At 70.9% G+C, this 14357-nt stretch carries 11 protein-coding genes; 5 read left to right on the top strand and 6 right to left on the bottom strand.

What is annotated here, in order from left to right:
• The first annotated feature begins 327 nt into the window (after nucleotides 1-327).
• Both ACYVD1_RS22385 and ACYVD1_RS22380 read left to right on the top strand, forming a co-directional pair.
• Nucleotides 328-1902: a serine hydrolase domain-containing protein gene (locus ACYVD1_RS22385; protein ID WP_460776200.1), complete on the top strand. Its 1575-nt coding sequence runs from the start codon at nucleotides 328-330 to the stop codon at nucleotides 1900-1902.
• Nucleotides 1903-1985: 83 nt separating this feature from the next.
• Entirely contained in the window at nucleotides 1986-3599 is a 1614-nt protein-coding gene (locus ACYVD1_RS22380; RefSeq protein ID WP_460776196.1) for a serine hydrolase domain-containing protein, read from the top strand.
• A gap of 58 nt (nucleotides 3600-3657) precedes the next feature.
• On the opposite strand, the gene ACYVD1_RS22375 is transcribed toward ACYVD1_RS22380, so the two are convergent.
• Both ACYVD1_RS22375 and ACYVD1_RS22370 read right to left on the bottom strand, forming a co-directional pair.
• A complete protein-coding gene (locus tag ACYVD1_RS22375; protein WP_460776192.1) occupies nucleotides 3658-4350 on the bottom strand; it encodes a response regulator in 693 nt (230 codons plus the stop codon).
• A complete protein-coding gene (locus ACYVD1_RS22370) occupies nucleotides 4343-5644 on the bottom strand; it encodes a sensor histidine kinase (RefSeq protein WP_460776190.1) in 1302 nt (433 codons plus the stop codon). Before ACYVD1_RS22370 ends, ACYVD1_RS22375 begins: the two co-directional genes overlap by 8 nt.
• 207 nt (nucleotides 5645-5851) lie before the next feature.
• Between ACYVD1_RS22370 and ACYVD1_RS22365 the strand changes: the two genes are divergently transcribed.
• On the top strand, nucleotides 5852-6265 hold the full coding sequence (locus ACYVD1_RS22365; protein WP_460776187.1) for an SdpI family protein: 414 nt from the start codon (nucleotides 5852-5854) through the stop codon (nucleotides 6263-6265).
• Between the two features lie 17 nt (nucleotides 6266-6282).
• Here the strand turns inward: ACYVD1_RS22365 and ACYVD1_RS22360 are convergent, their stop codons facing one another.
• Nucleotides 6283-7167, bottom strand: coding sequence for a 3-methyladenine DNA glycosylase (locus ACYVD1_RS22360; RefSeq protein WP_460776185.1), 885 nt, complete (start codon nucleotides 7165-7167; stop codon nucleotides 6283-6285).
• Nucleotides 7168-7217: 50 nt separating this feature from the next.
• On the opposite strand from ACYVD1_RS22360, the gene ACYVD1_RS22355 reads away from it, so the two are divergent.
• Entirely contained in the window at nucleotides 7218-7814 is a 597-nt protein-coding gene (locus tag ACYVD1_RS22355) for an HD domain-containing protein (protein ID WP_460776181.1), read from the top strand.
• A 33-nt stretch (nucleotides 7815-7847) separates the two neighbouring features.
• Here the strand turns inward: ACYVD1_RS22355 and ACYVD1_RS22350 are convergent, their stop codons facing one another.
• The gene (locus tag ACYVD1_RS22350) at nucleotides 7848-9668 is read right to left on the bottom strand and encodes a hypothetical protein (protein WP_460776178.1); all 1821 of its coding nucleotides are present in this window, start codon (nucleotides 9666-9668) and stop codon (nucleotides 7848-7850) included.
• A gap of 223 nt (nucleotides 9669-9891) precedes the next feature.
• On the opposite strand from ACYVD1_RS22350, the gene ACYVD1_RS22345 reads away from it, so the two are divergent.
• On the top strand, nucleotides 9892-11316 hold the full coding sequence (locus tag ACYVD1_RS22345; protein ID WP_460776175.1) for an aldehyde dehydrogenase family protein: 1425 nt from the start codon (nucleotides 9892-9894) through the stop codon (nucleotides 11314-11316).
• Nucleotides 11317-11389: 73 nt separating this feature from the next.
• On the opposite strand, the gene ACYVD1_RS22340 is transcribed toward ACYVD1_RS22345, so the two are convergent.
• Nucleotides 11390-12451 carry a trypsin-like serine peptidase gene (locus ACYVD1_RS22340; RefSeq protein WP_460776172.1) on the bottom strand — a complete coding sequence of 354 codons (1062 nt, stop codon included), beginning with the start codon at nucleotides 12449-12451 and terminating at the stop codon, nucleotides 11390-11392.
• 139 nt (nucleotides 12452-12590) lie between these two features.
• Nucleotides 12591-14225, bottom strand: coding sequence for a CocE/NonD family hydrolase (locus ACYVD1_RS22335; RefSeq protein ID WP_460776169.1), 1635 nt, complete (start codon nucleotides 14223-14225; stop codon nucleotides 12591-12593).
• Nucleotides 14226-14357: the final 132 nt, after the last annotated feature.

The following is a 14357-nucleotide window of genomic DNA, read 5'->3' as shown; positions in this document are numbered from 1 at the left end:
TAGCCGCCAACCCGCCGTCGTAGCGGAGCGGGTCAAGGTGGAGCGCCGTTGATGCGCGAAGCGCTCGATGGCGACGACCTTGAGGCGCGCAGCGGAGACGGCCACAATCGGGCGGCGGGAAAGGAGGACACACCAGCCAACAGGGCGACCCCCACCAGCGAGGGCACCCCAGCCCAGCGAGGGCACCCCCACCAGAGCAGGCAACCCCCACTGTGCCAATACAGGATCTGTTGATGACAGTTGTCATCCCGGAACCATCGGATTGTCATGGCAGGGCGATGACAGCAGCGACTACCGTTGGACAGCAGTCCGCGAAAGCCTGGAGGTATGGCTCTCTCCTACTCCCCGCGCCCCCGGGCGGATCCACGCCCCCTGGCGGCCCCGCGTGGTGTCTGGCTGGTCGCCCTGGCTGTCGGCATCGTCGTGGCGGTTCTGGCCCACCTGTTCGCGCCGGTGCGGCCCACGCCAGCCAGCGAGGTCACCGGGGACGGGCCCCTTGCCGCTGACGTCGAGGAGACCCTCGGCGACCGGCTCAACGAGATCCAGGGGCTGGCCGTCGCCCGCTTCGACCTCGACGACCCGGACGCGGTCGAGTGGGCCCAGGCCGGTACCGCCGACGGGACCGTCCACTTCGACGAGCACACACCCGTCGAGACCGGTTCGATCTTCAAGGGGATCACCGGCATGCTCCTCGCCGACATGGTCGCGGAGGGGGAGACCACCCTGGACCGCACCCTGGCGGATGTCCTCCCGGAGGTCGACTACACGGACCCCGAGGTCGCCTCCATCACTCTGGAGGAGCTGGCCACCCACCATTCCGGGCTGGGGGCGGTCGCCGACCCGGACCTTCCCGCCTCCGTCCTCGGCACGCTGCCCATGACCGGCCCCTACCGCCACGTCGACGCCCCACTGGAGTCGCTGGCCAACGCCGGGGCACAGAGCAAGGGCACCTACCTCTACTCCAACTTCGGCTTCGCGGTCCTGGGCGAGGCGCTGGCAGCGGAGGCAGACACCCCCTACCCCGAGCTGGCCCGCGAGCGGATCCTCGACCCGCTCGACATGGACGACACCGTCATCGCCGGTGAGGACCTCCCCGAAGGCGCCGCGCACCCCTACTACGAGCCCGGTGTGCGCATCGCGCCGTGGACCAACGCGGACTACGCCCCGGCCGGGATCGGTACCTGGAGCACCACCGCCGACCTGACCAAGCTCGCCTCCGGGCTGACCGACGGCAGCGCGCCCGGAGCGGACTCGACGGACACCGTTCTGGAGGACATCGTCCCCGACAGCTCCGGGGCCGTCTCGAGCGGCCTCGCCTGGCAGCACCACGAAACGGAGGAGTTCGGACCGGTCACCCTGCACGGCGGCATGGTCTACGGCGCTTCCACGATGCTGCTGTTCAACGACGACCGCGCCGTGGTCCTCATGGGCAACACCGCCGTCCTCCAAGAGTCGGTACTGGCCCTCAACCTGCTGTCCAGTCCCGAGGGCACCGACCCCCTGAGCGCTGAGCTCAGCGTCCTCCTCTACTCGGCGCTCGTGGTCTTCCTCCTGATCGTCCCGCCGGGCCTCCTGATCTCCCTGGCGATTCGCCGCCGGACCCTGATCACCCAGCGTCCGATCGACCGGCTCCGGGTGGTCTCCCTGTCCCTGGGCAACCTCGCGTGGCTCGCCTTCCTCCAACGCAGCGGCATCTGGTTGGAGGTGCACCACGTGTTCTTCTCCCTGTCCGCGGGGGCGGTCGCCGCGTCCCTCGCCGTCCTGGCCTGGCACTTCGTCCGGGTCCCCACCGAGGCCGGGCGCTTCCGCTGGCTGCACGTCACCGTGTTCGTGTTCTCGGTGCTCTTCTCCCTGACCCTGGGGTCGCTGATGACCTGGGGCCTCATCGCGGCCTACCTGTGAACGGAAGGCATAACTGGAAAACGTGACCGGTCCATGACATCAGTGACTGGTCCGCACACGCCTTCCCTCTAGAGAATCGCCGTATGACAGCTCCCGACGTACCCTCGCCGGCCGCCGCGGCCGAACAGAACGTGCCGTCCCGCGGACCAAGGCCCAGAGCCCAGGCCGCACCCGGCCGGACACTGCTCGTGGCCCTGGCGGCCGGTGCCGCGGTCGGCCTCATCGCGTTCCTGCTCTTCCCGCTCCTGCCCCACCGCACCGCGTCCGGGGCCGAGTTCGAGGGGGACGCCCCACTGGTCGACGATGTCTCGGCCGCCCTCGACCCGGAGCTGGTCCAAGGCCTGGCTGTCGCCCGCTTCCCGAACGAGGACGCGGACGGGGTCGAGTGGGTGACCGCGGGGACCGCCGACGGTACCGAGCCGATCGGCCAGGACACCCTGTTCGAGACCGCGTCGGTGTTCAAGGCCTTCACCGCGATGACCCTCGCGGACATGGTCGAGAACGGCGAGACCTCGCTGGACCGCACCCTCGCGGACGTCTTCCCCGAACTCGACTTCGCCGACCCGGAGATCGCCGACGCCAACCTGGAGGAGCTGGCCACGCACCACGCCGGGTTCGTGACGGAGGCGGAGACCGGTCTCCGCGGACCCGTGGCGACCATGGTGTCCGGCGACATGTACCGCGCCGCCACGCCGCCCCTCGAACACGCGACCGCCACCATGTCCCTGAACCGGGGCTCCTACCAGTACAGCAACGCCGGTTACGCCGTCCTCGGTGAGGCCCTGGCGGCCGAGTCCGGCACCGACTACCCGGACCTGGTCCGCGAGCGGATTCTGGACCCGCTGGGCATGGACGACACGTACGTCGTCGACGACGGGGTGCCGGAGGGAGGCGCCGGTCCGCACGCCGAACCCGGCGCGCGCGTCCAGGAGTGGCGCAACACCGACTACGTGGCGGTCGGGATCACCACCTGGAGCACCGCCGATGACCTGGTCCGCTTCATGGCCGCCGTGGCCGACGGCAGCGCACCGGGCCTGGACTCGATGGACCCAGTCCACGACCCCTTCGACGCGGCGATCCCGGGGCAGATGTTCGACGGGACCGGTATCGGTCTGGGCTGGCACCTGCTCGACGTCTCCGATGTCGGTCAGGTGACCTGGCACAGCGGCGGCACCCTGGGCAGCCGGAGCATGGTTGCCACGGACGGGGAGCACTCCGTCGTGGTCATGTCCAACAGCTTCTCGACCGACTCCGTCAACCTGGCCTTCACCCTGCTCGGGGACGACCCGGAGCCTCTCGCCCCGACCTTCGCCCCGTGGTTGTTCCTGTCGCTGACCCTGGCCATGGTGCTGCTGCCGCCGCTCCTGCTGTTCGCCCTGGTGCTGCGCCGCCGCACGCTCGTCATCCAGCGCCCCCTCGACCGGCTGCGCATCGTCTCGCTCACCCTCGGGTCCGTGGCCTGGCTGCTCGCCGCCCTGCGGGTCGGCGGTTGGGTGGACACGCCTCCGTTCGTGTGGGCTGTCGGCGTCGCCCTGGTTGCCGCAGCGCTCACGGTCGCCGTGTGGCACTGGAGCCGGGTGCCCGTCGAGGCGGCCCGGTGGCGCTGGGTGCGCATCACGTTGTTCGTGCCCTCGGTGCTTTTCTCGCTGGCCCTTGGCTCACTGGCGCTGTGGGGCACCCTCACCGCCTGGTCCTGAGCCGCGACCCGGCCCTGAGCCGCGACGGTGGAGCGGGCGCCCTTGGCCCCGATCCACCTCAGGTGCCGGGCGCTCTCCCGCGGCTGGGGTGGTGGCCGGTGTACCAGAGCGCGAGGGCGGTGCGGTCCCGCAGGTCGAGCCTGCGCAGGATACTGCTGATGTGATTGCGGACGGTGCCCTCCGACATGTGTAGGGCACGCGCGATCTCTCGGTTGGTGGCGCCGGAACCGACCTGGTGCGCCACGTCCGACTCCCGTTCGGTGAGACCGTGGTCGACCGGGGGAGACACGGGTGAAACGGGAGGTGGGTCCGGTGGGGTGATTCCGGCGATCATCCGTTCGGCGGCGTACCCGAGCAGTGTGCTCTCCCCACGGGCCGCCCGATGGACGGCCCCGGCGACGTCGTCGGGTTCGGCGTCCTTGAGCAGGTATCCCTTCGCCCCGCCTCGCAAGCACGCGAACAGGTGCTCGTCCTCATCGAAGCTGGTCAGGACCACTACCGCGATCCCGGGATGCTCCACCCGGAGGCGCTCGACCAGCTCCGTACCGTTCATCCGCGGCATGTGCACGTCCACCAGGGCCACGTGCGGCGGCTCGGCGAGATCGGCCGAGGAGAGGAGTTCGAGCGCCTCCACACCGTCGGCCGCCTCGCCGACGATGTCCACGCCCGCCTCGGCGGCCAGCAGCCGGGACAGACCGCGCCGCATGATCCGGTGGTCGTCCACCAGGATCACCCGGACCCGCTCAGTCACAACGCCCCTCCCATTCGCGTGCCCGCTTGTGCGGGTACGCCGTTGCCGGAACCCGGGCCCGGAGTTCGAACCCGCCACTCGCGCCAGGCCCCGTATCCAATGCTCCACCCAGAGCGGCAAGGCGTTCGCGCAATGCTGTCAGCCCGAATCCCGGCGCCCCGTCCCCCGGTCCCTGGCCGTTGTCGCTGACCACGAGGTCCAGCCGGTCCGGCCCGGCATGTGCGGCCACCTCGATCCGGGTGGCGCCGGAGTGGCGCAGTGCGTTGGTCAGCGCTTCCTGCACACACCGGTAGGCGACCAGCTGGGCCTCCCCGTCCAGTCCGTCGGGCCAGGAACCGGTGCTCGCGAAACCGGTGGAAACCCCCAGGTCTCCGAACGACTCCGTGAGCGAGCGCAGCGCGGCCGGACCGGAACGCTCAGCCAGCCCGAGAGGCTTGAGGGCACGCACCCAGCGGCGGGTGTCGGCCAGGGTCTCCTTGGTGAGCCTGCGCGCCTGACCGATGTCCTCGCGGAGGTCGTCCAGGAGGTCGCGCGGCAGGTCCCCGGGCAGGGCCGCGACAGCGCGTTCGGCATTGGCCAGGCACAGGTGGACGGCGCTCAGATGGTGGCCGGTGCTGTCGTGCATCTCTCTGGCCATACGGGCTCGTTCGTCCGCGATGGCGCGTTCCCGGTCGCGGGCGGCGTGCTCACGCAACAGTGTGTGCGCCTCCGCGAGCTCCACCAGGAGGTCACGGGTGCGCTGGCTCTGTCGGGCCGCGCCGACCAGTACCAGTACGGCGGTGACCGGTACCAGGCCGTAGGCGAACATCAGCGCTCCGTTGAACAAGGCATAGCCGAGTGGAAGGCCCGGGAGTGCCAGCCCGGCCACAGTGTTGACCACGGCGAACACCAGAGCCTGGGCCAGCCCGCCCGTCGTGCCGAACGCGCACGTGGCAAGGGCGACGGACACGGCGACCAGCCCGAAGGCACCGAAATCCATGGCCGGGATGAGGAGGGCGGTCGCGGCGAGGAAGCTTACGGTCAGGGCCCGTCTGTGGGCGGGTGCCCCTCGCTCCCACGTAGTGAACGGCCACAGGGCGCACACGGGGAGGAGAGCGCCGAGCATGACCAGGAAGACGGGGTCGGGATGTGGGAACGGTGACGGGATGAACCGGCCTTCCGCCATGGCGTTGAGGGCCCGCACCAGGACGAAGCCGAGCACGGTTGCCCCGAACAGCAGGTGGAGTGCGAGGCGGGGGCGGGGGCCGCGCGGGTCGAGCAGGTCGGGGAGTGGCCGCTGGCGGAGTTCGGGCATGGTGGGAGTCTGCCAAACCCGAACCACGGACACGAAGCGCGGACCGAGGAGAAGCGCGTCCATGACAGCGCGCCCATGACACCCGTGACTGTTGGATCAGCCGGGCTCTCGGCCACCATGGTGCCGGATCCCCGCCCCGCCCCTGTCAACCCCCGTCGCCTTCAACACTGCCCCGACCGCCGTGCACCGGCTGGAGGAAGACCGACCATGCATTCCTTGGCCGATGCCCAAGACCAGATGATCCCCTTCGTTCCGCTTCTGCTTCTCCTGTCCAGCCTCGGCCTGATGTCGGTCGTGCTGGTCGTCATGGGGATCATGGGGCGCAGGCGGATGATTCGGCCGAACCGCTTCTTCGGAATCCGCACTTCGTACACGTACTCCAGCGACTTAGCCTGGTACACGGTGCACGAGGCCGCTTCGCGGTGGTCGCTGTTGGCCGGTGTGGCGATGCTGCCCGCGCTGGCCCTCATCCCGGCGGTCACGACCGTGAACGGTCAGCTGGCCGCGACGCTCGCCCCGACCGCGGTGAGCCTCACCCTGCTGTTCATCGGCATGTGGCGGGCGCAGCGGTTCTCCCGGGAGTGTGAGGCACGGGAGGCGGGCCGCGCCGACCTGCCCTGAACCCCGGCGGACAGAGGTCAGCCCGCCGCGCGCAGCGTCCGGCACACGGCCAGGAGCCGCTCGCGCAGGACCGCGCCGCGTTCGGCGAAGTCGCGCTGGTACTCCATGTACGCGGCCTTGCCCTCGGCGGTCTCGATCCGGACCGGTTCGTATCCCCACTCCACGAGGTCGTACGGCGAGGCCCGCATGTCCAGGGTGCGGATCTCCTTCGAGAGTTCGAAGCAGTCCACCACCAGCTCTGACGGAACCGCGGGCGCGAGCTTGTACGCCCACTTGTACAGGTCCATGTTGGCGTGCAGGCACCCCGGCTGGTCCAACTCGGCCTGCGCCTCCCGGGTGGGCTGGAGGGTGTTGCGCGGGCGGGCCTCCTCGGTGAAGAACCGGAACGCGTCGAAGTGCGAGCACTGGATCCGGTGCGACTCCACGACCCGGTCGGTGCCCTCGTGGCCCAGCCGCAGGGGGACCTGCGAGTGCCGGACGTCCTCGGTGCGGTACACCATGGCCCACTCGTGCAGCCCGAAGCAGCCCAGGTGCGCGGGGCGCCCGGCCACCGAGGACAGCAGCCGCTCCACGAAGTCCAGGACCGGGCGTGCGGCGAGGAAGCCGGGTACGTCCAGCCCCACCCCGCCGTCGACCTCGGTGTAGAAGCGATCGGACAGCCGCTCGCGCGCGCCCTCGCCCAGCAGCACCGGGCCCGCCCCGGGGTGCCAGCGCCGCAGCTGCGCGGGCTTGAGGTTGTAGTAGGTGAACAGGAAGTCCTCGACGGGGTGCCGTTCGCCCGCGCGCCGCCGCCGCAGGTGGTCTCCGACCAGTGCGTCCACGCGCCGCGCGTGCCGCTCGGCGCGCCCGCGCCACTCCACCTCCGCCAGGCCCGTCAGGGTCTCGGTACTCGTTCCCGTCACGGGCCCCAGGGTATGTGCCGTGCTCCGCGCACCTGGCCTAGGCTGCGGACGTGCTGATCCCCACCGACGAACAGATCCGGGCCCTCCACGAGCGCTACGCGCCCACAGCCGAGGCCTTCGAGCGCGTGTACACGCACTGCCGTGCCGTGTGCGAGGTGGCGGAGCAACTCCTCGACCGCGCTTCCCCGAGTGTGAACGCTGATCTCGTGCGGGCCGGCTGCCTGCTCCACGACATCGGCGTGTACCGGCTGATGGACCCCTCCGGCCGGATCGACTACGCCCGCTACGTCAGCCACGGGGTCCTCGGACACGATCTGCTGGCGGGGGAGGGGCTGCCCGAGACCCTGTGCCGGTTCTGCTCCCACCACACGGGTGTGGGTGTGACCAGCGAGGATGTGCGCTCCCAGGGGCTGCCCATCCCGGTCGACGACTACCTGGCCGAGTCGCCCGAGGAGGAGCTGGTCATGTACGCGGACAAGTTCCACAGCAAGAGCCAACCGCCGGCGTTCCTCACCGCCGACGCCTTCGCGGCCAAGGTGCGGCGCTTCGGTGAGGACAAGGAGCTGCGGTTCAAGGAGCTGGTGGAGCGCTACGGCGAACCGGACCTGGCCGCGCTGTCCGACGCCTACGGCCACACGGTGGTCTGACCCGCGGAGCAGCCCGCCCCGCGTGGAGCCGCCTCAGTTCGACTGCTGTACCGGCAGGTGGCGTCCCAGGTAGCCCACGTAGACGCGGTTGGTGGTGTCGGGGCCCAGGTGCGGGAAGAAGTACAGCCGCGGGCAGATGCCGTATTCGATGTCCAGTTTGATGTGCGCGTACATCGGGACCCGGCCGGCCGGGTCCACCTCGGGCGGGACCCGGAACACCCGCTTCTCGTTGAGTTTCCCCCGGTTGCGGACGTAGTCGGACTCCTGCGAGGCCAGGCGCTTGACCGGGATCACCCGGTAGCCGTTGGGCGGGTCGCGCAGGTAGGAGTGGAAGCCCAGCCCGCTGCCCGGGTTGTCGAACTGGTAACGGGCGTAGTCGTTGAGCGCCAGCAGCGCCTCCCAGGCCCGGGTGACCCACAGGCCCTCCTTGCGGCTGTCGGACAGCTCGTACACCGTCTGGTCCTCGATCGTGAAGAACAGGTGCGGCAGGGCCGTGCCGTCGGTGATCCGTTCCAGCAGCTCCCGGACGCTGGCGGGGGCGCGCTGGTCGGGGTCGCGTGGGGCCGGGGCCGCGGCCAGCCGGTACAGGCCCTCCTCGCGTACCCGGTCGCGCAGCCACCGGTTCTCGTAGCGGGCCTTGCGCCCCTCCTCCCTGGCCGTGGCCAGCTCGTCGGCCAGGTCCGCGGTCTCGGCGAGCAGGGCCTGGCGCTCGTCGGACAGCTCCTCGATCCGCCCGCTCAGCCGGCGGACCTCCTCTCTCAGCCGCTGTGTCTGCTTTTCCTGTGCCTTGGCGGCAGCGGCGGCCGCCAAACCCGCCGTGCCGTCGGAGTCCTGTTCCGACTGGTGCGCGATGACGTGCCCCGATCCGGTGGGCGGCGCCTGCTGGGGGACCGCGGGCCTGGTGCGCGGGCCCGCGCGGAGGTCGTCGGTCTCCTCGGTCAGAAAGGCGTCGATCGCCCTGAGCGGTTCCGGAAGTTCGATCCCCACAGCGTTGTCGCGCACCCGCCGGGACAGCGCGGCGCCGACCCAGTTGCGGATGCGCTCGCCTTCGCGGGCGGTGTCGAGGGTGTTCGGGCTCATCCGCGGGTGCCGTCCGGCGTCCTCATCGTCGGCGAGGTCCACCTCTGGTAAGAACGTGCGCACACCGCCCGCGGGCACGTCCAGGTCCCGGGGGAGGGCCCCGCCCACCCGCTCCAGGGCGGCCGCGTCCAGCACGTACCCGGCGCACATGCCGGTACAGCGGGACAGGGCCCCGGCCATGGAGTTGCGCCATTCGGCGACGGTCACGTCCCGCGGCGCCCCGGTGGCGACGATCGCCAACCGCCTGAGGGGATCGCGGACGGCCGACAGTAGTGCGTCCACGGCGGCGTCGTCGCGGCCCCGCACGATCTTCGGTGTCGGTGGCAGCGGGTGGGTGCCGTCGTGGGCCCTGACCGAGTCGAGGAGCATCCGTGCGGCCTCTGGCGGCATCACGTCCAGCCGGGGGGCTTCGGCCGGGTTGCCGGAGTTGCCGGGGGCGAGCTCGGGGTCGACGGTCATGTCGAGCCACACGAAGTTCCAGGGGGCGAGCTCGGGGTCGACGACCACGGTGACCAGGGTGCGCCACACGCCGTCCGGCTTCTCGGACTCGGTGACCAGGCGCAGGAAGGTGAGGCCCTCGTCGGTGTTGTCGTGCCGGGCGACCAGGGCGCGGGAGCGGTTGCTCAGCTCGTAGCGGCCGGAGGTGCTGAAGTCCACGCGCGCGCCCGAGTTGCCGCGTTTGCTGAGCCACCGGGAGAGGAAGCCCGAGGTAACGGCGACGAGTTCCCCGTCCGAGTTGGGTACTGCGACGAGCGTGCGGTAGACGAGCGGCAATGGGCCCTCCCGGGTTCCCGTCGGCGGCGGTGGACCCGAGGGTCTGGCTGAACGTACTGGCAGAGCCCTCTCCACCACTGTGTATCAAGGATCGCGCGGATGCCAGCGGTTGACCAAAGATCCCCTGACGTCGTTGCCCGTGCTCCACTGTGGCAAATCCCGGTGGGTAGGTTGGATGGTCTGGACAAGGCGGGTGCCGTCGGTCGGGGCTACCGTCGCCCACATGACCACGCACCCGTTCTGGCTGGCCGGCACCGCCGCGACCGGCGACACCGAAATGACCGTCCTCAACCCCTACACCGGTGCGGCGGCGGGCACCGTCTCCGTGCCCACCGAGGCCCAGGTCGAGCAGGCCGTCGCCGCCGCGCACGCGGTGGCCGACGAGGCCGCGGCCCTGCCCGCGCACGTGCGTGCCGGTGCACTCGACCACGTGTCCCGCCGGATCGGCGAGCGCGCGGAGGAGATCGCCCAGGTCATCACCGCTGAGAGCGGCAAGCCCGTCAAGTGGGCCCGTGCCGAGGCGGGCCGCGCGGTCTCCGTGTTCCGCTGGGCCGCCGAGGAGGCCCGCCGTGACAGCGGCGAGCTGCAGCGCCTCGACACCGACCCCGGCGGCACCGGCCGGATGGCCATGATCCGCCGGGTCCCCAAGGGTCCGGTCCTGGGCATCTCCCCGTTCAACTTCCCGATCAACCTGGTCGCCCACAAGGTCGCCCCCGCCGTCGCCGTGGGCGCTCCGGTGATCCTCAAGCCCGCGCCGGCCACCCCCATGACCGCCCTCATCCTCGGTGAGATCCTCGCGGAGACGGACTTGCCCGCGGGCATGGTCTCGGTACTGCCCATGCCCAACGAACTGGCCTCCCCGCTGATCACCGACGAGCGGCTGCCCGTCGTCTCCTTCACCGGCGGTCCGTTCGGCTGGGAGATCCAGCGGCGCGCACCGCACAAGCACGTCACCCTGGAGCTCGGCGGCAACGCCGCGGCCGTGGTGCTGGACGACGCAGACCTCGACTGGGCGGCCCAGCGGGTGGCCCTGTTCGGCAACAACCAGGCCGGTCAGGTGTGCATCGGGGTGCAGCGGGTGGTGGTCACCGACGCCGTCCACGACGACTTCCTTCCCCGCCTGGTCTCCCAGGTCGAGGCGTTGGGCACCGGTGACCCCGACGACCCGAAGACCGACGTCGGGCCGCTGGTCGACGAGGCCTCCGCCGAGCGGGTGGCGGCCTGGATCGACGAGGCGGTCGGGGCCGGGGCCACCCTCCTGACCGGCGGCACCCGTGACGGCGTGACCGTGGCGCCGACCGTCCTGGCCGACGCGCCCTCCGACGCCAAGGTGGTGCGCGAGGAGGTGTTCGGCCCGGTGCTGGTCGTCCAGCGGGTCGCCGACACCGACGCTGCCTTCACCGCGGTCAACGACAGCGACTTCGGCCTGCAGGCGGGCGTGTTCACCCGTGACCTGCCCACCGCCTTCCGCGCCCACCGGGAGCTGGAGGTCGGTGGTGTGGTGGTCGGTGACGTGCCCACCTTCCGCGCGGACCAGATGCCCTACGGCGGGGTCAAGGGCTCGGGTGTGGGCAAGGAGGGCCTCCGCGCCGCGATGACCGACCTCACCCACGAGCGGGTCCTCGTCCTCACAGGCATCGACCTGTAGCGGCAGTGGGTGCCGGGCCCAGCACCCGGCTCCGGCCCGGCGCCCCGGCCGCAGGCCGCGGCGCCGGGCACCCTTACAGCTGGGCCGCGTGGTTGTAGAGCCGTTCGGCCTCCGCGCCCAGGCGCGGCCCGTACTGGGTGTCCCGGTCGTCGGCGTACTTGAAGCTCACGACGGACGAGATGGCGCCCTGGCCGCTGTCGGGGTCGAAGTCGGAGAACCAGGGTCCGCCGCTGGATCCCTGGGTCATGGTGCAGCGCATCCCGTTGGCGGTGGTGCCTCCGGTGTCGGGGATCGTCCGGCCGGAGCAGTAGTGCAGGTCCCGGCCGTCGAAGGGGGACGCGGCGGGGTAGCCGAAGGCGTACACCTGGACCCCGTCGGCCACGCTCTGCTCGGTCCAGGTGTCGAAGGCCAGGGAATGGGCGCCGACCCGGTCCTGCACCGCGGCGCCCTCGTCCTCGTTGAGGACCACCATGGCGAAGTCGTAGCTGTCGTCCGCTTCGTTGGCCCACTCGGGGGCGACCAGCATGTCGCGGGCGGTGTACCTGCCGTGCGGGCCGTCGCCGTCGGAGTAGCCGGGCACGAAGGTCCAGTTGCGCGCCCAGGAACCGGTGCCGTCCTTGGCGCAGTGTCCGGCGGTTACCAGGGTGCTGCGGTTGTCGGCCTCCACGACCGAGGCCGAACAGGTGAAGTCGCGGTCGTCCATGGTCAGGAACACTTTGCCGGTGGTTTCGGTGACCAGGCCCCCTTCGCCCCACGGCTCTCCGTCGCTGTCAGGGTGGGCGGCCTGCGGTTCGGCGTCGGCCCCGTCCGGTTGGTTGAGCTCGGTGAGTTCGAGGGCCGGGTCGAGCATGCTGGTGATGGGCTTGGCCGCGGCCATGCGGTCCGCGGTCCAGTAGTCGAGGACGGCGGCGTTCTGCTCGTTGGTGACCGCCCCGTTCTGGTGAACGACCCCGTCCATCCGGGAGGAGGCCTGCTGTACGGGTGCGGCCTGTGCGGCGGGGGCGTGCGATGCGTGGATGGCCTGGGTGACCGCCGACGCGGGGGCCGGGAGTTTGTCGACGAGGGCGAGGCCGCCGAGGGCGACCGCGGCGGCGGCCAGCGGGGCGAGGATCTTGTGTGCGGAGGACGAGGTCATGGCCACGATTTTTGCACACTTGGAGTAACCTGTTGACTACTTTAAGTTTGTGGCGTGGCTTTCCCGGGAAGGTGGCCGACCGGCACTGCGGGAGTCGTGCCGATCGGCCACCGGTTCTGCCGGTTCCTGGACCCTCCCGTTACCCGAACGGGATGGTGACCTGGGTCGGGTTCTCCTCAGGGGAGCTCACCTCGACCGTGTTCCCGATACCGCTCTCACTCGTGTAGCGGGCGTCGTCGCTGTCCACCACCACGGCCAGCCGGTGTCCGGCCGGGACGTCCCAGACCACCGAGGAGAGCTCGGTCTCCACGGTCACCGGCTCACCGGGGGTGCCGTCGCGCAGGGTGTACGGAGCGTGGCTGAGCAGGGCGCCCGTGCCCCGGTCGTTCATGGCGTACAGGTACACGTACACCGACTGCTCCTCCGCGGTGGGGGTGAACGTGAACGTCACTTCGGGTGTTCCGGCCACGCGGGCGCCGTCGGGGTAGTCGGGGCTGGTCCACACCGCCGCCCGGTGCCGGTCCACGGTGGGCAGCGAGACGCCGGTGGGCACGTCGAAGAACTGCTGGAGGGCCCCGGACACGATGACCGTACCGCTGCGCGCCGTCGTGCCGATGCCGGTGCGGAAGTCGTACTCCCAGCCGGTCGCGGGCTCGGGCTCCATGGCGCCGCTGCTCTGCCAGCGCCCCCAGTCGGTGCTGGGCTGGTCGAGGTAGTACTGGTCGCTGCCGGTGGTCACGGAGGGCCAGTCCGGGTGGGAGGTCCAGTCGCCGCCGCCGTTGTTGGGCTTGACGTGCACCGGGTCCTCGGCGCCGATGCCGTTGTCCTCTCCCTTGAGGTGGTGGTCGAACCAGCGCGTGAGGTCCTCCCAGGTCTCGTTGGGCAGCCCGACGGCCCCGAACGCCTCCTGGGTGGCGTGGTCGCCGGGGGCCAGCATCAGCCGCTTCGGGCCGGAGAGCTCTTCGTGGAAGTCGGCCAGGTGGCTGACCGGGAACATGCCGTCGTTCCAGCCGTGCGCGATCATGACCGCCGTGCCGTTGGCGTTGATCTCGTCCACCTTGGTGGCCGCGGAGCGGTCCGGTGCGTGTTCGAGGATGGGGTCGACGTTGCCGTTCCGGTACTCGCGCTCCATCTCCTGGAGCGTCTCGCCGGGCGTGCCGAGCAGGTTTCCGGCCAGGAGCAGGAGCTCCGCGGACTGCTCGTCGATGGTCTCGTTGGGGTAGAGCGAGGCCTCCAGATCGGCCCAGCCGCTCATGGACCCGACCGCCTTGACCCGTTCGTCCTCGGCCGCGGTCAGCAGGCTGATGCCGCCGCCGTAGGAGATCCCGGCCATGCCGATGCGGTCGGCGTCGGCCTCGGTGTTGTCCAGGGCCCAGTCGATGACGGCGCTGGCGTCCGCGCGGTCCTCGGGCCCGGCCACCTCGATCCCGCCGCCGGAGTCCCAGAAGCCCCGTGAACTGTAGGCGACGACCTGGTATCCGGATTCCTCAGCGAGACGCTTGGCCGCGCCGACGTAGAGGATGTGCGGGGTGGCCCACGCGGACGGCATGACCAGCAGCGGGTGCGGTCCCTCGGTACCGGTGGGGGTGATGACCTTGGCCTTCAGTTCGGTGTCGTCATGGCTGACGATCGTCTCGTAGCTGATGGTGGAGCCGGCGGTGTCGGCCGCGGCGGGGGTGGGGGATACGGTCGCGGCGGCGATCACGGCCGCGAAGGTGCAGGCGAGCGTTTTGGTGCGCGGGCCCGCGGTGTCGCGTGACGGGGAGGAGAGCATGGCGGGAACCTCGGGGGTGGTGGGCGGGGGAGGCTCCGATGGACTGTCGCGCCGTCGCCATCGGGGAGGGCCGGTCGGGGTGCGGCCGTACCGGGTGTGATCGGTGTCGCTCTTTACTGTGAAGTAGGTTAC

The organism is Nocardiopsis nanhaiensis (genome assembly GCF_054778635.1).
This window is presented reverse-complemented; position numbering and strand designations above follow the sequence as displayed.

Coding starts and splice junctions, on each gene's coding strand:
- ACYVD1_RS22365 (WP_460776187.1), top strand. CDS start 5,852: ATGCATTCCTTGGCCGATGCCCAAGACCAGATGATCCCCTTCGTTCCG.
- ACYVD1_RS22340 (WP_460776172.1), bottom strand. CDS start 12,451: ATGACCTCGTCCTCCGCACACAAGATCCTCGCCCCGCTGGCCGCCGCC.
- ACYVD1_RS22380 (WP_460776196.1), top strand. CDS start 1,986: ATGACAGCTCCCGACGTACCCTCGCCGGCCGCCGCGGCCGAACAGAAC.
- ACYVD1_RS22385 (WP_460776200.1), top strand. CDS start 328: ATGGCTCTCTCCTACTCCCCGCGCCCCCGGGCGGATCCACGCCCCCTG.
- ACYVD1_RS22335 (WP_460776169.1), bottom strand. CDS start 14,225: ATGCTCTCCTCCCCGTCACGCGACACCGCGGGCCCGCGCACCAAAACG.
- ACYVD1_RS22345 (WP_460776175.1), top strand. CDS start 9,892: ATGACCACGCACCCGTTCTGGCTGGCCGGCACCGCCGCGACCGGCGAC.
- ACYVD1_RS22370 (WP_460776190.1), bottom strand. CDS start 5,644: ATGCCCGAACTCCGCCAGCGGCCACTCCCCGACCTGCTCGACCCGCGC.